The organism is Caballeronia sp. AZ7_KS35 (assembly GCF_023631045.1).
Lineage (GTDB): Bacteria > Pseudomonadota > Gammaproteobacteria > Burkholderiales > Burkholderiaceae > Caballeronia > Caballeronia zhejiangensis.
Map to the genome: position 1 here is coordinate 205,512 of NZ_JALQDV010000003.1, position 20,215 is coordinate 225,726.

Here is a 20,215-nt window from a genome sequence, read left to right on the forward strand (position 1 = left end):
TCAGTCGCCTCGCAGCAGTTCGTTTAGGCCGACTTTCGCGCGCGTCTTGGCGTCGACCTTCTTCACGATGACCGCGCAGTACAGGCTGTGCGAGCCGTCCTTCGACGGCAGGTTGCCCGCGACGACGACCGAGCCCGCCGGAATGCGGCCGTACGTGACTTCGCCGGTTTCGCGATCGTAGATCTTCGTCGACTGGCCGAGATACACGCCCATCGAGATGACGGAATTCTCTTCGACGATCACGCCTTCCACGACCTCCGAACGCGCGCCGATGAAGCAGTTGTCCTCGATGATGACCGGGTTCGCCTGCAGCGGCTCCAGCACGCCGCCGATGCCCACGCCGCCCGACAGGTGCACGTTCTTGCCGATCTGCGCGCACGAGCCGACGGTCGCCCACGTATCGACCATCGTGCCTTCGTCGACATATGCGCCGATGTTGGTGTAAGACGGCATCAGCACGACGTTCTTCGCGATGAACGAGCCGCGGCGCGCGATGGCCGGCGGCACGACGCGGAAACCGCCCGCCGCGAAGTCTTCGGCCGTGTAGTTCGCGAACTTCGAGGGCACCTTGTCGTAGAACTGCGTGTAGTTGTAAGACCCGCCACCGGCAGGCATCGGCGCGTTGTCTTCCAGTCGGAACGACAGCAGCACGGCCTTCTTGAGCCACTGATTCACGACCCAGTCGCCATCGCGCTTTTCGGCGACGCGCATCTGGCCTTTGTCGAGCTGCTCGATCGCATGCGCGACGGCTTCGCGGACTTCGGCGGGCGCGGCCTTGGGCGACAGCTCGGCGCGGTTTTCCCAGGCGGTATCGATGATGCTCTGAAGTTGTTGCGACATAGTTGGTATCAAGGATGGGTAGTTGGGCCGGCTACGTTTCAGAACCGTTTGTCAGGAACTGAGCGTGCGGCAGAATTCGACGATGCGGCGAGCGCCTTCGACACATTCCCCGGTTTCAGCGACGAGCGCGATGCGCACGAAACCTTCGCCGGGATTCGTGCCGTGCGCCGTGCGAGCGAGAAAGGAGCCCGGCAGAACCGTCACATTATAGTCGGCGTAAAGGCGTGCAGCGAACTGGGTATCGGTGAGCCCGGTGCCCGAAACGTTCGCCCAGAGGTAGAACGCGGCGTCGGGCAAACGCACGTCGAGGACGTCCGCGAGCATCGGCGTGACCGTCTGGAATTTTTTCAGATACTGCGCGCGGTTGTCGCGCACGTGCGTTTCATCCTGCCACGCGACGATGCTCGCGCGCTGAAACACCGTCGACAGCGCCGCGCCGTGATACGTGCGATAGAGCAGGAAGTCCTTCAGGATCGACGCATCGCCCGCGACGAAGCCCGAACGCATGCCCGGCACGTTCGAGCGCTTGGACAGGCTCGACAGCATCACGAGACGGTCGAAGTTGCGATCGAGCAGCCGCGCGGCTTCGAGGCCGCCGAGCGGCGGATTGCTTTCGTCGAAATAGATCTCCGAATAACACTCGTCCGATGCGATCACGAAGCCGTGCCTGTCCGACAGCGCGAAGAGTTCGCGCCAGTTTTCGAGCGTGAGCACGGCGCCCGTCGGGTTGCCCGGCGAGCAGACGTAGAGCAGTTGCGTGCGCGCCCAGATCTCTTCGGGCACCGCCGAGTAATCGCACGCGAAGTTGCGCGCCGGATCGCTGTTGACGAAGTACGGCTCGGCGCCCGCGAGCAGGGCCGCGCCTTCGTAGATTTGATAGAACGGGTTCGGACAGAGTACGATGGGCGGTTCTGCGGCCTTGTCCGTGCGGCTGTCGATCACGGTCTGCGCGAGCGCGAAAAGCGCCTCGCGCGAGCCGGAGACAGGCAGCACTTCGGTTGCCGGATCGATCGATTCGAGGCCGTAACGCTGCATCACCCATGCCGCGATCGCGCGGCGCAACGGCTCGCTGCCGAGCGTCGCCGGGTAGCTCGCGAGGCCGTCGAGCGAATCGATCACCGCATCGCGGATCAGCGCGGGCGTCGGATGCTTCGGCTCGCCGATGCCGAAGCTGATCGGCGTGAATCCCGCGCGCGGCTCGATGCCCTTGAAGAGCAGACGAAGCTTTTCGAATGGATAAGACTGAAGTTTCTCGAGAAGTGGATTCACGGCGTGACCGGTAAGCAGTGAGCGATGCGCGCGAGGCGAGAAGCGCCTGCGAGCGCGGCAATCGGAAGAATCGAACGGACGTGAAACGAACTCACGATTATAGCGCGTGGCGTCGCGCCGGAAACGGCGGGCGGCGCGCGCCACGAAGGACGAAAACACGAGCGATGCCGGACGCAATGCAAGGACCATCTCGATGACGAGCAGTGTGCGCAACGCATGGCCGACGCTCGCAATCATGCTCGGCGCGTCGGTGTGGGGCCTCGTCTGGTATCCAATGCGGATGCTTGCCGCCATGGGCCTCTCCGGCACGGCCGCGAGCGCGACGACGAGCGCCGCCGCGTGCGTCTTCGTGCTCGTCGCGAAACGCCGCTCGATCAGTACGCTGTCGTGGCACTGGCTGCTCGTCGGGCTCGGCGTGGCCGCGGGCGTGACCAATATCGGTTTCGTGTGGGGCGCGATCCACGGTCAGGTGATGCGCGTGCTGCTGCTCTTCTATCTGACGCCCGCGTGGACCGCGATCTTCGCGCACTTCATCCTGAAAGAGCGTCTCACGCGCGCCGACGCCGCGCTCTCGCTCCTCTCGCTCGCGGGCGCGGTCACCATGCTCTGGTCGCCCGAACTCGGCATGCCGCTGCCGGCCGATCTCGCCGAATGGTCGGGTCTGATGGGCGGCATGGGCTTCGCGATGAGCAACGTGCTCGTCGTGAAAGTCACCCGTACGCTGCCCGCGATGAAGCCCGAGATGCGCACGGCGGTGATCTTCGGCGGCGCGGCGCTCATCGCGTCCATCGTCACGCTGTTCGAGCCGATGCCCGCGCCGCCCGCAGCCGCTCTCTTGCCGACCGTGAGCCTGATCGTGATCGGGCTGGGCGTCGTGCTCGCCGGCAACAACATGATCGTGCAACTCGGCCTCGCGCGCGTGCCGGCCAATCGTGCGTCGATCATCATGCTGTTCGAACTCGTCGTCACGGCGCTGTCGGCGTGGCTCTTCGCAGGCGAAGTCCCCGGCGCGCGAGAATGGGCGGGCGGCGCGTGCATCGTCGTTGCATGCGTGCTGTCGGCGTGGGTGCATCGGCCGCGGGCAGCGCGCTCGCCTTCGTCCGCAGCGTCCGACATCGCGATAGAAGTGCCGGAAAGCAAAAAGAAATCGACTCGCGCGATGGTATGATGGAGTCCGCTTTCGCCGGGCCAGTTGATGGTGCTTCACTGCCGCGCGGCCGGGAAACGACGGGCCGCGCTGCGGCCTGTCCGCCATATATCCTCCGTCACTCATTCAAAACAGCGATATCGCCGTGCGTCTGACCTCGATAAAACTCGCTGGCTTCAAGTCCTTCGTCGATCCCACGCATTTCCAGGTCCCCGGCCAACTGGTCGGCGTCGTCGGGCCGAACGGCTGTGGCAAGTCCAATATCATCGATGCCGTGCGCTGGGTGCTCGGCGAATCGCGCGCCTCCGAGTTGCGCGGCGAATCGATGCAGGACGTGATCTTCAACGGATCGACGGCGCGCAAACCCGGCAGCCGGGCTAGCGTCGAACTCATTTTCGATAACGGCGACGGCCGCGCCGCCGGTCAATGGAGCGCCTACGGCGAAATCGCCGTGAAGCGCGTGCTCACGCGCGACGGCACTTCCAGCTACTACATCAACAATCTGCCCGCGCGCCGTCGCGACATACAGGACATCTTCCTCGGCACGGGTCTCGGCCCGCGCGCCTACGCGATCATCGGGCAGGGCATGATCGCGCGCATCATCGAGGCGAAGCCCGAAGAGCTGCGCGTGTTCCTCGAAGAAGCCGCGGGCGTGTCGAAGTACAAGGAGCGCCGCCGCGAGACGGAGAACCGTCTGCATGACACGCGCGAGAACCTGACGCGCGTCGAAGACATCATCCGCGAGCTGTCGACGAACCTCGAAAAGCTCGAAGCGCAGGCGGTCGTCGCGACGAAGTACAAGGAACTGCAGGCCGAAGGCGAAGAGAAGCAACGCCTTCTGTGGCTCTTGCGCAAGAAGGAAGCGGGCAACGAAGCCGAGCGTCAGCAGCGCGCCATTCGCGAGGCCCAGGTCGAGCTCGAAGCGCAGACGGCGCGTCTGCGTGAAGTCGAAGCGCAACTGGAAACGCTGCGCGTCGCGCACTACAGCGCGAGCGACGCGATGCAAGGCGCGCAAGGCTCGCTCTACGAAGCCAATGCCGAAGTGAGCAGGCTCGAAGCGGAGATCCGCTTTATCGTCGAGTCGCGCAATCGCGTGCAGGCGCAGATCGCCGCGCTCACCGCGCAGCGCGAGCAATGGCAGGTGCAGGCGCAAAAGGCGCGCGACGAAATCGATACCGCGACCGAAGCGCTCGCCGAAGGCGAAGAAAAGGCCGCGATCGCGCAGGAAAATGCCGCCGCGAAACACGACGCGCTCCCCGCGCTCGAAGCGCGCTGGCGCGACGCGCAAGCGCAATTGAACGAAGAGCGCGCGGGCATCGCGCGCGCCGAACAGGCGCTCAAGCTCGAAGCGGCGCATCAGCGCAACGCGGATCAGCAGCTTCAGCAATTGCAGCAGCGTCAGGAGCGTCTGAAGAGCGAGGCGAGCGGTCTGGATGCGCCCGACGAAGCGCATCTCGAAGAGTTGCGCATGCAGCTCGCGGAAAACGAAGAGATTCTCGCCGAAGCACAAGCGCGTCTCGCCGATGCGCAGGAAACCGTGCCGCGTCTGGACGCCGAGCGCCGCGCCGCGCAGGAACGCGTGCAGAAGGAAAGCGCGCAGATCCATCAGCTCGAAGCGCGCCTCGCCGCGTTGAAGCAGCTTCAGGAAAGCGTGCAGACGGAAGGCAAGGTCCAGCCGTGGCTCGACAAGCACGAGCTCGGCGCGCTGCCGCGTCTGTGGAAGAAGCTGCACGTCGAGACCGGCTGGGAAGCGGCGCTCGAATCCGTGCTGCGGGAGCGTCTCGCCGCGCTGGAAGTATCGAATCTGGATTGGGTCAAGGCGTTCGCCACGGATGCGCCGCCCGCCAAGCTCGCGTTCTACTCGCCGCCCGTCGCGGGCAAGCCGGTCGACGCGCCGCAAGGCTTGCGCTCGCTGCTGTCGCTCGTGCGCATCGACGATCCGGGCCTGCGCGCCGTGCTCAACGAATGGCTCGCCACGACTTTCGTCGCCGACGATCTCGCGCAGGCGCTCGCTTCGCGCAATCAGTTGCCGGATGGCGCCGCGTTCGTCGTGAAGGCGGGGCATATCGTGACGCGCGTGGGCGTGCAGCTTTACGCGTCGGATTCCGAGCAGTCGGGCATGCTCGCGCGTGCGCAGGAAATCGAGAATCTGACGAAGCAGGTGCGCGCGCAGGCTTTGCTGTCCGATGAAGCCAAGGCCAACGCCGTGCGTGCCGATGCCGCCCACACGCAAGGCTCGCAGACGCTCGCGGAAGCGCGCGCCGCCGCTGAACGCGCGACGCAGCGCGTGCACGCGTTGCAGATGGACGTGCTCAAGCTCGCGCAGGCGCACGAACGCTATACGCAGCGCAACACGCAGATCGGCGAGGAGCTCGAAGAGATCGCCGCGCAGGTCGACGAGCAGCGTGCCTTGCGCGCCGAATCGGAAGCCGCGTTCGAACGTCACGATGGCGAAATCGCGCAATTGCAGGCGCGTTTCGAAGACAACCAGCTTGCGTTCGAGTCGCTCGACGAGGAACTCACGAACGCGCGCCACGAACTGCGCGAACTGGAACGCGCCGCGAGCGATGCCAGCTTCGCCGTGCGCGGCCTCGCCGCGAAGATCGACGAATACAAGCGCAATATCGAGACGGCGCACGATCAGAGCGAGCGCATCGCGGGCACGCTGGAAGACGCGCGCGCCGAACTCGAAACCATCAACGAACAGACCGCGCAGACCGGCCTGCAGGACGCGCTCGAAGTGCGCGCGGCGCGCGAGGAAGCGCTGCATGCGGCGCGCGTCGAACTTGACGATCTGACCGCGCGTCTGCGTCAGGCCGACGAGCAGCGCCTCATGGCCGAACGTTCGCTGCAGCCGCTGCGCGACAAGATCAACGAGTTGCAACTGAAGGAGCAGGCGGCGCGCATCAGCGGCGAGCAGTTCGTCGAGCAGTTGCAGGCAGCCGGCGTCGATGAAGCCGAGCTCGCCGAAAAGCTCACGCCGGACATGAAGCCGTCGTATCTGCAGGGCGAAGTCACGCGGCTGAACAACGCGATCAACGCGCTCGGCCCGGTCAACATGGCCGCGCTCGAGGAACTCGCGGCAGCGACCGAGCGCAAGCATTTCCTCGACGCGCAGTCCGCGGATCTGAACGACGCCATCGGCACGCTGGAAGACGCGATCCAGAAGATCGATCAGGAAACGCGCGCGCTGCTGCAAGGCACCTTCGACGAAGTGAACCGTCACTTCGGCGAACTGTTCCCGCGCCTTTTCGGCGGCGGTCAGGCGAAGCTCATCATGACCGGCGATGAAATCCTCGACGCCGGCGTGCAGGTCATGGCGCAGCCGCCCGGCAAGAAGAATTCGACGATTCACCTGCTTTCGGGCGGCGAAAAGGCGCTGACCGCGACCGCGCTCGTGTTCGCGATGTTCCAGTTGAACCCTGCGCCGTTCTGTCTGCTCGACGAAGTCGACGCGCCGCTCGACGACGCCAACACCGAGCGCTTCGCGAACCTCGTGCGCGCGATGTCGGCCAAGACGCAGTTCCTGTTCATCTCGCACAACAAGATCGCGATGGAAATGGCGCAGCAACTAATCGGCGTGACGATGCAGGAGCAGGGCGTGTCGCGCATCGTCGCGGTGGACATGGAGGCGGCGGCGGGCTTCGCGCAGAACGGCTGAAGCATCGCGCTCGCGAGAGTTTGATTGAGTGAAAGGGCCGGACGAGGTTTCCGGCAGCGTGCGTCAAGGCGCGGAGTGGCGCGCATCGGCCAGGCGGCGGCGAGAAGCCGGAACGCGGCGATGCGCGCGACAGATCGCGCGGCGCTTCGTAACTTAAAAGAATGATGGAGCCTGCATGGACGAGTTGACACTCGGTTTGATTGGAGCCGGAGCCGTGGTGGTGGGCGGCGTGGTCGTGTACAACGCGTGGCAGAGCGCGAAGGTGCGTCGCAAGATGCCGCGTCCGATGCCGGACGAAGCGGCGGATGCGCTTGCGCGCCAGGAAGCGGACGACGAGCAGCCGTTCATCGAGCCCGTGCGTCAGTCGCGGCGCGAGCCCGTAGCGGGCGGCGCCGATGGCGCCGATGCCGAACCGCGCGATACGCGTGTCGAGCCGAGCTTCGGCACGGCGAACGAGTCGACGGCGGCGGCTCCCGTCGCGCCTGCCGATACCGCCGTCGATCTCCAGGCCGAGGCGACGTCCGCCAATGGCGCGTCCGAGGAAGCGCCAAGTGCCACCGAAGACGAGCGCACCGAACCGGTGATGCCCGCCGCGACGACGATTTCGCAGGCGCCGCCGGCGGTCGTCGATCGCCGCATCGATTGTGTCGTGCCGATTCGCCTCGCCGCGCCGGTTGCGGGCGATCGCGTGATTCCGCTTGCGCAGCGCCTGCGCCGCGCGGGCACGAAGCCCGTGACGATCGAAGGCAAGGCCGAAGGCGACAGCGCGTGGGAGTTGCCGCGAAACGGCGTGCGCTACGAGGAGTTGCGCGCGGCCGCCCAGCTCGCGAACCGCAGCGGCCCGCTCAACGAACTCGAATTCTCGGAGTTCGTGACCGGCGTGCAGCGGCTTGCCGACGCCATCGACGGCGCGCCCGAATTCCCCGACATGATGGAAACCGTCGGCATGGCGCGCGAGCTGGACGCGTTTGCCGCGCAATGCGACGCGCAGCTCTCGATCAACATCCTCTCCGACGGCGCGCCGTGGTCCGCGAACTACGTGCAGGCGGTGGCGTCGCAAGACGGCCTTTTGCTCTCGCGCGACGGCACGCGCTTCGTCAAACTCGACGCGAAGCAGAATCCGGTCTTCATGCTCCAGTTCGGCGACACGAACTTCCTGCGCGACGACCTCACCTACAAGGGCGGCCAGATGATCACGCTGGTGCTCGACGTGCCCGTCGCCGACGAAGACATCCTGCCGTTCCGCCTGATGTGCGATTACGCGAAGTCGCTGTCGGAGCGTATCGGCGCGCGTGTCGTCGACGACCAGCGCCGGCCCTTGCCGGAGTCCGCGCTGCTCGCCATCGAGAAGCAGTTGATGACGCTCTACGCGAAGCTGGAGCAGGCGGGCATTCCGGCCGGCTCGCCCGCGACGCGGCGTCTTTTCAGCCAGTAACTTTTTGCTGCGCGCAGTCGGCAAGGCGCTTGCTTGCCAGGAGAATCGCGCCCCAGCCGGGGCGCTTTTCTTTGCGTGCGCGCCGCCGCACCGACGCCCGCACTTAGGCCGTTTGGCCGAGGCCACGATTTACCGATCTTCTGAGACAATCGAACGGTCGGTTGACTGACTTACCTACTTTCTCGAAGCCGCATGTCCGCAAAATCAAAAGCCGAATCCGCCGCGACCGCGAAGTCGGGCGCCGCCGTGCCCAGCGCCGCTCGTCCGGCCGAGCGCGCGGCGTGGCTGCGTTCGGAACTGGAACGCGCGAACTACGCGTATTACGTACTGGATCAGCCGGATCTGCCCGACGCCGAGTACGACACGCTCTTCAAGGAACTTCAGGGCATCGAGACCGAGCATCCGGATCTGATCACGCCGGATTCGCCGACGCAGCGCGTGGGCGGCGAAGTCGCCGAAGGATTCACGCCGGTCGTCCATGACGTGCCGATGCTTTCGCTCAACAACGGCTTCGCGGACGAGGACATCGCCGCATTCGACAAGCGCGTGTCCGACGCGCTGGGCCACGCGAGCGTCGAATATGCGTGCGAGCTCAAGTTCGATGGCCTCGCCATTTCCCTGCGTTACGAGGACGGCCATTTCGTGCAGGCCGCGACGCGCGGCGACGGCGCGACGGGCGAGGACGTGACGGCGAACGTACGCACCATCCGCTCGGTTCCGCTCACGCTGAAGGGCAAGAACGTGCCGAAACGGCTCGACGTGCGCGGCGAAGTGCTGATGTTCAAGCGCGATTTCGAGCGCCTGAATGCGCGTCAGCGCGAAGCGGGCCAGCGCGAGTTCGCGAATCCGCGCAACGCGGCGGCGGGCGGCTTGCGTCAGCTCGATCCGAAGATGACCGCGCAGCGTTCGCTGTCGTTCTTCGCTTATGGCATTGGCGTGCTCGAAGGCGCGGAGATGCCCGCGACGCACGCCGCGTTGCTCGACTGGTACAAGGAAATGGGCTTGCCGGTGAATGCGGAGCGCGCCGTGGTCGAAGGCGCCGACGGTTTGCTCGCCTTCTTCCACCGGATCGGCGAGAAGCGCGAGAAGCTGCCGTACGACATCGACGGCGTCGTCTACAAGGTCGACCGCCGCGACGAGCAGGATAAGCTCGGCTTCGTGTCGCGCGCGCCGCGTTTCGCGCTCGCGCACAAATTCCCGGCGCAGGAAGCGCTGACGCAACTGCTCGCCATCGACGTGCAGGTCGGTCGAACGGGCGCGATCACGCCGGTCGCGCGTCTCGCGCCGGTGTTCGTCGGCGGTGCGACGGTCACGAACGCGACGTTGCACAACGAGGACGAAGTGCGGCGCAAGGACATCCGCATCGGCGATACGGTCACGGTGCGCCGCGCGGGCGACGTGATCCCCGAAGTCGTCGGCGCCATTCTTGAGCGCCGTCCCGCCGACGCGCGCGAATTCGTCATGCCGACGGAGTGCCCCGTCTGCGGCTCGAAGATCGAGCGCCTGCCGGACGAGGCGATCGCGCGCTGCACGGGCGGGTTGTTCTGTCCCGCTCAGCGCAAGCAGGCACTGTGGCACTTCGCGCAGCGCCGCGCGCTCGATATCGACGGGCTAGGTGAGAAGATCATCGATCAACTCGTCGAGCAGAATCTCGTGCGTACGCCCGCGGATCTGTTTAATCTCGGCTTTTCGACGCTCGCGGCACTCGACCGTTTCGCCGACAAATCCGCGCAGAACCTGATCGATTCGCTCGAAAAAGCGAGGAAGACGACGCTCGCGCGCTTCATCTATGCGCTCGGCATCCGGCACGTGGGCGAATCGACGGCGAAGGATCTCGCGAAGCATTTCGGCTCGCTCGATCCGATCATGGCTGCTTCGGTCGAAGAGCTGCTCGAAGTCAACGATGTCGGGCCGATCGTCGCCGAGGCCATCCACAATTTCTTCAGCGAAGAACACAACAAGCATGTGATCGAGCAGTTGCGCGTCAAGGTGTCGTGGCCGGAAGGGCCGCCCGCGCCGAAAGCGCCGCAGGGCGTGCTGGCCGGCAAGACCGTCGTGCTGACGGGCACGCTGCCCACGCTATCGCGCGAGGAAGCGAAGGAAATGCTGGAGTCGGCGGGTGCGAAGGTTGCCGGTTCCGTATCGAAAAAGACCGACTACGTCGTGGCGGGCGCGGAAGCGGGCAGCAAGCTCGCCAAGGCGGAGGAACTCGGGGTTCCTGTTCTCGACGAAGAGGCCATGCGTAAGCTTTTGGAAGGAGTCACTCCATGATTCGCGAAATCCTGAAGATGGGCGATCCGCGGCTTTTGCGTATCGCGCAGCCGGTCGAGCATTTCGACACGCCCGAACTGCACGCGCTCGTGCAGGATATGTTCGATACGATGCGCGACGCCAACGGCGCGGGGCTGGCCGCGCCGCAGATCGGCGTCGATCTGCAGGTGGTGATCTTCGGCTTCGGGCAGAACGAGCGTTATCCGGACGCGCCGTCGGTGCCGGAGACGGTCCTCATCAATCCGATCATCACGCCGAACGGACACGACATGGAGGAGGGTTGGGAAGGCTGTCTGTCCGTGCCGGGTTTGCGCGGCGCGGTGCAGCGTTTCTCGATGATCCGCTATCAGGGTTTCGATCAGTACGGCAAAGCCATCGAACGGCTCGCGGAGGGCTTTCACGCGCGCGTCGTGCAGCACGAGTGCGACCATCTGATCGGCAAGCTCTATCCGATGCGTATCACCGACTTTTCGAAGTTCGGCTTCACCGAAGTGCTGTTTCCGGGTCTCGATCCCGCGCGCGACGACTGACGCCGCGCGGTTGGAATCGCAACGAATCAGCCTGAATACGGAGAGCCGCTTTCGCCAGAAGCGGCTTTTTCTTTACGCCAACGTTTTCGGATTGCCGCTGACGTCGGGTTGACGAAACAGCGCGACATGCTCCGGATTCGCGGATGCCTGCAGGCGTCCGTCGGGCAGACGGGCGATCACCATTTCACCCACGCCGGGGCTCGTCACGACGACTTCGTCGCGCAGGGCGAGGAGGGCTTCGAGCCGCCGCCGGCCACTCACGATCTCCAGACCGGTTCCCGTCTCACGAACGATGATCTCAACTGACATGGCGATTCTCCATCAATGCCGTTCAATGCTGCTGATCCTGCTGTCTGGTTTATCGGATCGATGACTTATTTTCTTTAGCCAAAAAGCCGCCAAAAATGAAACGGCACGACCGGAATTGCGTCGTGCCGTTTTTTCTGCTGGAACGTCGCATTTTTGCGACGCAATACGGCGCCGCGCGAACGTTCGATCGACGTGCGCGCGAACTGCTCGGTTTGCTCAGAAAGTCTCGTTCGGGCCGAGATAGCGCCACTGGCCGGGGGGCAGCGCGCCGAGCGTCACGTGGCCCATGCGAATGCGCTTCAGACCGACCACTTCCAGTCCGACGAGCTCGCACATGCGGCGGATCTGCCGCTTCTTGCCTTCGCGGAGTACGAAGCGCAGTTGTTCGCCGTTTTGCCAGCTCACCTGCGCGGTCTTGAGCGGCACGCCGTCGAGTTCGAGGCCGTGACGCAGGAGCGCGAGTTTTTCGGCGGGGAAATGCTGATCGACGTCGACCGTATGCTCGCCGAAGCGCACGCGCACGAGGTATTCCTTGTCGACTTCCGAGTGGCCGCCGATCAGTTGTTTCGCGATGCGGCCGTCCTGCGTGAGCACGAGAAGTCCCGTCGAGTCGATGTCCAGGCGGCCCGCCGGCGCGAGCGTGCGCAGATGGCTCGGCGCGAAGCGCACACCCGAGTGGTCCTCGTTCCAGTGATTGGCCGGGTTGATGAGCGTGACCGCGGGCTCGTAGCCGTCTTCCGCCTGACCCGAGACGTAGCCGACCGGCTTGTGCAGCAGGATCGTGACGAGGCGCGCTTGCGCGGAATGCGCCGCGGGCAGGATTTCGATGTTCTGCGTCGGACGGATGCGCGTGCCGAGCGTGTCGATGACTTCGCCGTCGACGAGCACCCAGCCTTTCTCGATCCATTCGTCGGCTTCACGGCGCGAGCAGAGGCCGAGCTCCGACATCACTTTCGACAGGCGCACGAGGCCGTCGTGGTGATCGCGATGCTTCGGCGCGGACTCCGCGACGGGCGCGGCGGGCTTCGTCGCAGGTTTCGCCGCTGGCTTGCGCGTATCGCCGCGATCGTCGCGTCTGGCGTACGGACGGTCGTTCTCATCGCGGCGTGCGGGACGCGCTCCGGGCGCGCGATCGTCGCGTGACTTGCGCGGATCGCGTTCGTTGAAAGCGGGACGCGAATCGTCGCCGCGCGGTTTGAAGGGACGACGTTCATCGGCGCCCGATGCGCGTTCGCCACGCGCAGGCGGACGTCCCTCGAACGACTTGCGCGGACTGCGCTCGCCAAACGCCGGACGCGAATCGTCACCACGCGGTTTGAACGGACGGCGTTCATCGCCGCCCGATGCGCGTTCGCGACGCGGCGGCCTGTCGTCGAACGACTTGCGCGGACCGCGTTCACCGAAAGCGGGGCGCGAATCGTCACCACGCGGTTTGAACGGGCGACGTTCATCGCTACCCGATGTGCGTTCGCCACGCGGCGGCCTGTCGTCGAACGACTTGCGCGGACCACGCTCGCCAAACGCCGGACGCGAATCATCGCCACGCGGTTTGAACGGACGACGTTCATCGCCGCCCGACGTGCGTTCGCCACGCGGCGGCCTGTCGTCGAACGACTTGCGCGGACCACGTTCACCGAAGGCGGGACGCGAATCGTCACCACGCGGTTTGAACGGACGACGTTCATCGCCACCCGACGGACGCTCGCCACGGGCAGGCGGACGACCCTCGAACGACTTGCGCGGACCACGTTCACCGAACGCGGGACGCGAATCATCGCCACGCGGTTTGAACGGACGACGTTCATCGCCACCCGACGGACGCTCGCCACGCGCAGGCGGACGACCCTCGAACGACTTGCGCGGACCGCGTTCACCGAACGCCGGACGCGAATCGTCACCACGCGGCTTGAAAGCACGCGGCTCACGCGGCGCATCGCTGCGCTTGTCGGCCGGTTGGCCCGAGCGCTTCGGACGCGCCTCGTCCGGCGACGGTGCGCGAACGGGCTTGCGCCCGGTGGTCGTGCCGGCTCGAACCGGCGAACGCGTTGCCGAGGTCGGACGCGGATGTTTGGCTGTCAGTTTGACGCGCATAAAGTCTCAGGCTGCGATCGCGCGCAGCAGTTCGGTTTCCACCTGGATCTGGGTGCGGTTGTTCGACAGGCTCTTGCCGTCGAGCAGAAACACGTCTTCGACGCGTTCGCCGAGCGTGTTGATCCGTGCCGCCTGCACGCCGATCCGGTGTTGCGCCAGAACGCGCGCGATCGAATAAAGAAGGCCCTGCCGGTCGTTCGCCGACACGGACAGGATGTAGTACTGGCCGCGATCGTCGGGACGCAAGTCCACGCGCGGCGTGATCGGAAACGTACGCACGAGCCGCGACACGCGGCCCTTCGACGGTTCCGGGAGAATACGCTCGTCCGTGAGCAGCGTGGCCAGTTGCTGCTCGACGAGATTGGCGATGTCGCGATAACTGCCGTCGTGGTCCGGATGGGCCACGAGGAAGTTGTCGAGCGCATAGCCGTGGCGGGTCGTCGTCACGCGCGCATCGAGCACGGAAAGCCCGTTCTTGTCGAAATACGCGCAGATGCCGGCGAAAAGATCCGGCCGATCCTTCAGATAGACGAGCACCTGCAGCGCGGCGCCGATGGGCGAGGGCCGCGCCCGCACGATCGGCTCCTCGCTCGCGACGTGCCGATAGAGCACGCGCGTCTGCCACGCGATGTCGGCCGGATCGTGACGCAGGAAATAGCCGACGTCGAGCTGATCCCAAAGCCGCTTCTGCGCGCCTTCGGGAACCGTTTCGAGCCGCAGCAGCGCGAGCGCCGCTTCCTGCCGCGATTTGAGTTCCGAATGCGCGTCGGTCTGCGCGCCGCCGAGCACGGCTTGCGTCGCGCGGAAGAGATCTTCCAGCAGCTTGCCCTTCCAGTTGTTCCAGACTTTCGGACTCGTGCCGCGGATATCGGCGACGGTCAGCAGATACAGCGCCGTGAGCCGGCGTTCCGTCTTCACGACGGAGGCGAACTGCTTGATGACGTCCGGATCGCTCGTGTCCTGCTTCTGCGCGACCTGACTCATCGTCAGATGCTGCTGCACGAGCCACACGACGAGCTCAGTGTCTTCCTCGCCGATGTCGTGTTCGCGGCAGAAGCGCCGGGCATCGGCCATGCCGAGCGTCGAATGATCGCCGCCGCGGCCTTTCGCGATATCGTGAAAGAGCGCCGCGACGTACAGCACCCACGGGCGCTCGAAATTGCCCATCAGCTGGCTGCAGAACGGATATTCGTGCGCGTGCTCGGCGATCGCGAAGCGCCGCAGATTGCGCAGCACCATCAGGATGTGCTGATCGACCGTGTAGACGTGATAGAGATCGTGCTGCATCTGTCCGACGATGCGCCGGAAGTTCAGCAGATAGCGCCCGAGCACGCTCGTCTGGTTCATCAGGCGAAACGCGTGCGTGATGCCTTCGGGCTGCTTGAGAATCTCCATGAACAGCCGGCGGTTTTCCGGGTCGCGCCGCCAGTCGCGGTTCATCAGATCGCGCGCGTTGTAGATCGCCCGCAGCGTGCGCGCCGAAAATCCCTTGATGCCGCGCGTTTGTTCGTACAGCAGAAACGCTTCGAGAATGGCGTGCGGCTCGCGCTCGAAGACATCGTCGCGGGCGATTTCCAGCATGCCTTGCTTCTCGACGAAACGCCCGTTGACGACGCGCGTGATGCCGCTCGTCGACGGAAAAAGCTGCGCTTCGACGTTCTGGATCAGGATGGTCGCGAGCTGCGTGACGGCTTTCGCCGCCCAGTAATAACGGCGCATCAACTGCTCGCTCGCGCGCTTGGCGGCGGTCGCCTTGAAGCCGAAGCTTTCCGCGAGCGGCGTCTGCAAGTCGAAGACGAGAATGTCCTGACGGCGCTTCGCGATGACGTGCAACCGCGCGCGCAGCGCCTTCAGGAAGCCTTCGTTGCGGCGCAGTTCGCGCGCTTCGCGTTCGGTGATGAGCCCGCGCGTGTCGAGTTCGCGCCAGCTGCTGCCGAAACCCGCTCCGCGCGCAATCCAGAGAATCAGTTGCAGATCGCGCAGGCCGCCGGGACTTTCCTTGATGTTCGGCTCGAGGCTGTAGGGCGTGTCCTGAAACTTCGCGTGCCGCTGGCGCATTTCCAGCACCTTCGCCTGGAAGAACGCGCGCGGATCGAGCGTCTCGTGGTAGCGCGCCGAAAAGCGCTGAAAAAGTTGCGTATCGCCGCAGATGCGCCGCGCTTCGAGCAACGACGTCTGCACGGTGATGTCGTTGCCCGCCTCGGCGATGCATTGCTCCACCGAGCGCACGCTGCTGCCGATATCGAGCCCGAGATCCCACGCCATGCCGATGAAGCGCTCGACGCGGCCGTTGAGCTCCGCGTCGCTGCCGTGCGGCGATGCGTCGGGCAGCAGGACGAGAATGTCGACGTCGGAGTAGGGCGCGAGCTCGCCGCGTCCGTAGCCGCCGACCGCAACGAGCGCCGCGCTGTCCGGCATGTCGCAGGCGGACCACGCGCCTTTGAGGGCGTCGTCGGTGGCGCGGGCGAGCGCGCGCATCAGCGGTTCGACGTTCGAGCCGGACTGAAAGCGTTCGATGAGCGCCGCCTTCGCCACCTTGTAGGCGGCGCGCAACGATTCACAGGGCGTGGCGACAGCGGCGGTGACGCTCATGGATCGACCAAAAAGGAGGTGGGGGCGCGCCGGCGGGAAAGCGGGCGCGCGGGGAGACGGAGAATCAGGCCGTTGCCGCGATCAACTGCGACGGCGCCTGCGTGCCCGCCGAGACGGTCAGCACTTCGTAGCCCGTCGGCGTGACGAGCACCGTGTGCTCCCATTGCGCCGAGAGGCTGCGGTCGCGCGTCTTGACGGTCCACTGATCCGGCATGGTGCGGATTTCGCGGCGGCCGGCGTTGATCATCGGTTCGACGGTGAAGATCATGCCCGCCTGCAGTTCGATGCCCGTGCCCGCGCGGCCGTAATGCAGCACCTGCGGCTCCTCGTGGAACACCTGGCCGATGCCGTGGCCGCAATATTCGCGCACGACGCTGTAGCCTTGCGACTCCGCGTGCTTCTGGATCGCCGCGCCGATATCGCCGAGATGCGCGCCAGGGCGCACCTGATCGATGCCGAGCCACATGCAGTCGAACGTGGTCTGCACGAGGCGCTTCGCCAGAATCGAGCCCTCGCCGACGATGAACATGCGGCTCGTGTCGCCGAAATATCCGTTCTTGATGACGGTGATGTCGATATTGAGCGCGTCGCCGTTCTTCAGCACTTTCTCGCCGGGGATACCGTGACAGATCACGTCGTTCACGGAAATGCACGTGGCCTTCGGGTACGGCGGATAGCCGGGCGGCTGATAATTGAGCGGTGCGGGAACGGTGCCTTGTTCCTTCACCATATATTCGTGGCAAAGGCGATCGAGTTCTTCGGTGGTCACGCCGGGAACGATATGCGGCGTGATGAAATCGAGCACTTCGCTGGCGAGCCGGCAGGCGACGCGCATCTGTGCGATATCGTGTTCGTTTTTCAGCGTAATGGACATGACTTGGCCCGGAATGCGTCAATGCGGCAGTGAGCCGCGAAAGCGGCATTATCGCACCTTAGGAAATGCGCCGCACCCGGATAGTTCGAGGCGGGCGGCCGCGAAACACGAAACGCGCGCGCAATTCGGATCGGTCGTGCTGCTTGAGCCGACCAATCCTCACATGCTATACTCGCAGGCTAAGTCGTAATCCATATTGTCGTCACGATTTCATAAGACAATCGTGTCTGCAGGTGTGAAACGCGACTTAGTGTTAGTTGTTCCAGTCTGTTCAAGTCGATACGCAAGCCGGCGCACCCAGGGTGTCCGGCGTCCGGAAAGCAAAGATAACCGGGCGCGGGATGCGGCAGCCGGCTTAAGACCCAACCCTCGCGGAGAATTTTCATGGCAGTCACGATGCGTCAAATGCTGGAAGCCGGTGTCCACTTCGGTCACCAAACCCGCTTCTGGAATCCGAAGATGGCCCCGTACATCTTCGGTCATCGCAACAAGATTCACATCATCAACCTCGAAAAGACCCTGCCGCTCTACAACGACGCGCTGAAGTACGTGCGCCAGTTGGCAGCGAATCGCGGCACGATCCTTTTCGTCGGCACGAAGCGTCAGTCGCGCGACACGATCGCGCAGGAAGCAGCGCGCGCCGGCATGCCTTTCGTCAACGCCCGCTGGCTCGGCGGCATGATGACCAACTTCAAGACGCTGAAGGTTTCGATCAAGCGCCTGAAGGACATGGAAGCAGCGCTGGAATCGGGTGAAACCGAGCGCATGAGCAAGAAGGAAGCGCTTCTGTTCGAGCGCGAAATGGTCAAGCTGCAGAAGTCGATCGGCGGCGTCAAGGACATGGGCGGCATTCCGGACGCGATGTTCGTCATCGACGTCGGCTACCACAAGATTGCTGTCACCGAAGCGAAGAAGCTCGGCATTCCGGTCATCGCCGTGGTCGACACGAACCACTCGCCGGAAGGCATCGACTACGTGATCCCGGGTAACGACGACGCATCCAAGGCCGTCGCGCTGTACGCTCAGGGCGTCGCTGACGCGATCCTCGAAGGCCGCGCGAACGCGGTGAACGACGTTGTGCAAGCTGTCCGTAACGGCGAAGGCGACGAGTTCGTCGAGGTCAACGCAGAGGCGTAATCGAGCCCTGTGGCCGACAAAAAAGGGGGCTTTGCGAAAGGCCCCTTTTTTTTAGTCGGCGCGATAGAAATGCCAATTTTCCTGCCGTGGGCGGGCTGTAAAGCCGGCGGCACGTATCAAACAGACTCAAGGAGCGAATGATGGCGGCAATTACCGCAAGCATGGTGGCAGAACTGCGCGCGAAGACCGATGCGCCGATGATGGAATGCAAGAAGGCGCTGACGGAAGCCGACGGCGACATGGCGCGCGCGGAAGAGTTGCTGCGCGTGAAGCTCGGCAACAAGGCGAGCAAGGCGGCATCGCGCGTGACGGCTGAAGGCATCGTGACGGCGCACGTCGAAGGCGGCGTGGGCGCGCTCGTCGAGCTGAACTGCGAAACCGACTTTGTCGCGAAGAACGACGACTTCCTGGCTTTCGGCAAGACGATTGCTGAACTGGTCGCGAAGAACAACCCGGCCGACGTGGCCGCGCTGTCGGCGCTGCCGCTCGAAAGCTCGACGGTCGACGCAGTGCGTCTGGCGCTCGTCGGCAAGATCGGCGAGAACCTGTCGATCCGCCGCTTCGTGCGCTTCGACTCCGCGAACAAGGTTGCGTCGTACCTGCACGGCACGCGCATCGGCGTTCTGGTCGAATTCACGGGCGCTGACGAGCAAGTCGGCAAGGACGTCGCGATGCACGTCGCCGCGATGAAGCCGGTTTCGCTGTCGTCGGACGAAGTGCCGGCCGATCTGATCGCCAAGGAGCGCAGCATCGCCGAGCAGAAGGCTGCCGAGTCGGGCAAGCCGGCCGAGATCGTCGCGAAGATGGTCGACGGCTCGATTCAGAAGTACCTGAAGGAAGTGTCGCTGCTGAACCAGCCGTTCGTGAAGAACGACAAGCAGACGATCGAGCAGTACCTGAAGGCGGCCGGCGCATCGGTGCAGAAGTTCGCGCTGTTCGTGGTTGGCGAGGGCATCGAGAAGCGTCAGGACGACTTCGCGGCCGAAGTGGCGGCGCAAGTCGCGGCGGCCAAGCAGTCCTAAGGCACGCTAAGGCTCGTTTAAGACGCGTGTGCTGTCATGGCGCGGCCGCGCGTCGGGCCCGCAGTACCGCGGCGGATCGTCCCGCCGCAACAATTCAGCGATCCGGTTCGCACGAAGAGCGGGCGCGGCAGATCAGGGAAAACCCTGACCTGCCGCGCCCGCCGCCCGATCCGGTCCGCTTGCGGTAAGTAATGTTTCACCCCTACAGTTCTACGTTGTTGCAACCCTCCTCGGCGCGATCGGAACCTCATATGCCCACAGCCTACAAACGCGTACTCCTCAAGCTCTCCGGCGAAGCCCTGATGGGCGACGATGCTTTCGGCATCAATCGCGCAACAATCGAAAGGATGGTGGCGGATGTCGCGGAGGTGGTGCGGATCGGGACGCAACTGGCCGTCGTGATCGGCGGCGGCAACATCTTCCGCGGTGTCGCGGGCGGCGCGGCCGGCATGGACCGGGCGACGGCCGACTACATGGGGATGCTCGCCACGATGATGAACGCGCTCGCGCTGCAAGACGCGATGCGCCACGCGGGCATCGAAGCGCGCGTGCAATCCGCGTTGCGCATGGATCAGGTGGTCGAGCCGTACATCCGCCCCCGCGCGATCCGTCAACTGGAAGAGGGCAAGGTCGTGATCTTCGCGGCCGGCACGGGCAACCCGTTCTTCACGACGGATACGGCCGCCGCGCTGCGCGGCTCGGAAATCGGCGCCGAAGTGGTGTTGAAGGCGACGAAGGTCGATGGCGTATACTCCGCCGACCCGAAGAAGGACCCGCATGCGACGCGTTACAGCACGATCAGCTTCGACGAGGCGATCGGCAAGAATCTTCAGGTGATGGACGCCACCGCGTTCGCACTGTGCCGCGACCAGAAGCTGCCGATTCGCGTGTTCTCGATCACGAAGCCGGGCGCATTGAAGCGCATCGTGCAGGGCGACGACGAAGGGACGCTCGTCCACGTGTAAACTCTCGCGGTATCAGGCGCCGCGCAGCGGGGCGGCAAGCCTCGCGCGACAGAGCGCCGCTATCGCCGGTAA

The 20,215-nt window shown here is 64.8% G+C and carries 14 protein-coding genes; 8 read left to right on the forward strand and 6 right to left on the reverse strand.

Going from position 1 to position 20,215, the window contains the following annotated elements:
* Together dapD and dapC are read right to left on the reverse strand one after the other, a co-directional pair.
* Nucleotides 1-840, reverse strand: coding sequence for a 2,3,4,5-tetrahydropyridine-2,6-dicarboxylate N-succinyltransferase (dapD, locus tag NCT05_RS07110; protein WP_175979978.1), 840 nt, complete (start codon nucleotides 838-840; stop codon nucleotides 1-3).
* 51 nt (nucleotides 841-891) lie between these two features.
* The gene (gene dapC / locus NCT05_RS07115) at nucleotides 892-2,109 is read right to left on the reverse strand and encodes a succinyldiaminopimelate transaminase (RefSeq protein WP_250501991.1); all 1,218 of its coding nucleotides are present in this window, start codon (nucleotides 2,107-2,109) and stop codon (nucleotides 892-894) included.
* Between the two features lie 193 nt (nucleotides 2,110-2,302).
* Here dapC and NCT05_RS07120 point away from each other — a divergent pair, with 193 nt between their 5' ends.
* The 5 genes from NCT05_RS07120 (at nucleotide 2,303) to def (ending at nucleotide 11,153) form a co-directional block, all read left to right on the forward strand.
* On the forward strand, nucleotides 2,303-3,277 hold the full coding sequence (locus tag NCT05_RS07120) for a DMT family transporter (protein ID WP_034472151.1): 975 nt from the start codon (nucleotides 2,303-2,305) through the stop codon (nucleotides 3,275-3,277).
* Between the two features lie 124 nt (nucleotides 3,278-3,401).
* Nucleotides 3,402-6,917: a chromosome segregation protein SMC gene (gene smc, locus NCT05_RS07125; RefSeq protein ID WP_250456411.1), complete on the forward strand. Its 3,516-nt coding sequence runs from the start codon at nucleotides 3,402-3,404 to the stop codon at nucleotides 6,915-6,917.
* A 175-nt stretch (nucleotides 6,918-7,092) separates the two neighbouring features.
* The gene (locus NCT05_RS07130) at nucleotides 7,093-8,352 is read left to right on the forward strand and encodes a cell division protein ZipA C-terminal FtsZ-binding domain-containing protein (RefSeq protein ID WP_008350095.1); all 1,260 of its coding nucleotides are present in this window, start codon (nucleotides 7,093-7,095) and stop codon (nucleotides 8,350-8,352) included.
* Between the two features lie 192 nt (nucleotides 8,353-8,544).
* On the forward strand, nucleotides 8,545-10,623 hold the full coding sequence (ligA, locus tag NCT05_RS07135; RefSeq protein ID WP_008350094.1) for an NAD-dependent DNA ligase LigA: 2,079 nt from the start codon (nucleotides 8,545-8,547) through the stop codon (nucleotides 10,621-10,623).
* Nucleotides 10,620-11,153 carry a peptide deformylase gene (def, locus tag NCT05_RS07140; protein ID WP_008350093.1) on the forward strand — a complete coding sequence of 178 codons (534 nt, stop codon included), beginning with the start codon at nucleotides 10,620-10,622 and terminating at the stop codon, nucleotides 11,151-11,153. The genes ligA and def overlap by 4 nt, the downstream gene beginning before the upstream one ends.
* Before the next feature lie 72 nt (nucleotides 11,154-11,225).
* Here the strand turns inward: def and NCT05_RS07145 are convergent, their stop codons facing one another.
* The 4 genes from NCT05_RS07145 to map form a co-directional block, all read right to left on the reverse strand.
* Nucleotides 11,226-11,462, reverse strand: coding sequence for a hypothetical protein (locus NCT05_RS07145; protein WP_008350092.1), 237 nt, complete (start codon nucleotides 11,460-11,462; stop codon nucleotides 11,226-11,228).
* A gap of 216 nt (nucleotides 11,463-11,678) precedes the next feature.
* Nucleotides 11,679-13,553, reverse strand: coding sequence for a pseudouridine synthase (locus NCT05_RS07150; protein ID WP_250501992.1), 1,875 nt, complete (start codon nucleotides 13,551-13,553; stop codon nucleotides 11,679-11,681).
* Between the two features lie 6 nt (nucleotides 13,554-13,559).
* Entirely contained in the window at nucleotides 13,560-16,145 is a 2,586-nt protein-coding gene (locus NCT05_RS07155; protein WP_250434579.1) for a [protein-PII] uridylyltransferase, read from the reverse strand.
* A gap of 64 nt (nucleotides 16,146-16,209) precedes the next feature.
* Nucleotides 16,210-17,019: a type I methionyl aminopeptidase gene (map, locus tag NCT05_RS07160; RefSeq protein WP_175979985.1), complete on the reverse strand. Its 810-nt coding sequence runs from the start codon at nucleotides 17,017-17,019 to the stop codon at nucleotides 16,210-16,212.
* A 384-nt stretch (nucleotides 17,020-17,403) separates the two neighbouring features.
* Between map and rpsB the strand changes: the two genes are divergently transcribed.
* The 3 genes from rpsB to pyrH all read left to right on the forward strand — a co-directional run bounded on the left by rpsB (nucleotide 17,404) and on the right by pyrH (nucleotide 20,143).
* On the forward strand, nucleotides 17,404-18,156 hold the full coding sequence (gene rpsB, locus NCT05_RS07165; RefSeq protein ID WP_008350088.1) for a 30S ribosomal protein S2: 753 nt from the start codon (nucleotides 17,404-17,406) through the stop codon (nucleotides 18,154-18,156).
* Between the two features lie 140 nt (nucleotides 18,157-18,296).
* A complete protein-coding gene (gene tsf, locus NCT05_RS07170) occupies nucleotides 18,297-19,178 on the forward strand; it encodes a translation elongation factor Ts (RefSeq protein ID WP_008350087.1) in 882 nt (293 codons plus the stop codon).
* A 251-nt stretch (nucleotides 19,179-19,429) separates the two neighbouring features.
* Nucleotides 19,430-20,143: a UMP kinase gene (pyrH, locus tag NCT05_RS07175; protein WP_008350086.1), complete on the forward strand. Its 714-nt coding sequence runs from the start codon at nucleotides 19,430-19,432 to the stop codon at nucleotides 20,141-20,143.
* Nucleotides 20,144-20,215: the final 72 nt, after the last annotated feature.

Excerpts from the sequence above, each read along its gene's own strand:
- dapD (WP_175979978.1), bottom strand. The coding sequence starts at position 840 with ATGTCGCAACAACTTCAGAGCATCATCGATACCGCCTGGGAAAACCGC.
- NCT05_RS07120 (WP_034472151.1), top strand. The coding sequence starts at position 2,303 with ATGACGAGCAGTGTGCGCAACGCATGGCCGACGCTCGCAATCATGCTC.
- NCT05_RS07130 (WP_008350095.1), top strand. The coding sequence starts at position 7,093 with ATGGACGAGTTGACACTCGGTTTGATTGGAGCCGGAGCCGTGGTGGTG.
- ligA (WP_008350094.1), top strand. The coding sequence starts at position 8,545 with ATGTCCGCAAAATCAAAAGCCGAATCCGCCGCGACCGCGAAGTCGGGC.
- def (WP_008350093.1), top strand. The coding sequence starts at position 10,620 with ATGATTCGCGAAATCCTGAAGATGGGCGATCCGCGGCTTTTGCGTATC.
- NCT05_RS07145 (WP_008350092.1), bottom strand. The coding sequence starts at position 11,462 with ATGTCAGTTGAGATCATCGTTCGTGAGACGGGAACCGGTCTGGAGATC.
- NCT05_RS07150 (WP_250501992.1), bottom strand. The coding sequence starts at position 13,553 with ATGCGCGTCAAACTGACAGCCAAACATCCGCGTCCGACCTCGGCAACG.
- NCT05_RS07155 (WP_250434579.1), bottom strand. The coding sequence starts at position 16,145 with ATGAGCGTCACCGCCGCTGTCGCCACGCCCTGTGAATCGTTGCGCGCC.
- map (WP_175979985.1), bottom strand. The coding sequence starts at position 17,019 with ATGTCCATTACGCTGAAAAACGAACACGATATCGCACAGATGCGCGTC.
- rpsB (WP_008350088.1), top strand. The coding sequence starts at position 17,404 with ATGGCAGTCACGATGCGTCAAATGCTGGAAGCCGGTGTCCACTTCGGT.
- tsf (WP_008350087.1), top strand. The coding sequence starts at position 18,297 with ATGGCGGCAATTACCGCAAGCATGGTGGCAGAACTGCGCGCGAAGACC.
- pyrH (WP_008350086.1), top strand. The coding sequence starts at position 19,430 with ATGCCCACAGCCTACAAACGCGTACTCCTCAAGCTCTCCGGCGAAGCC.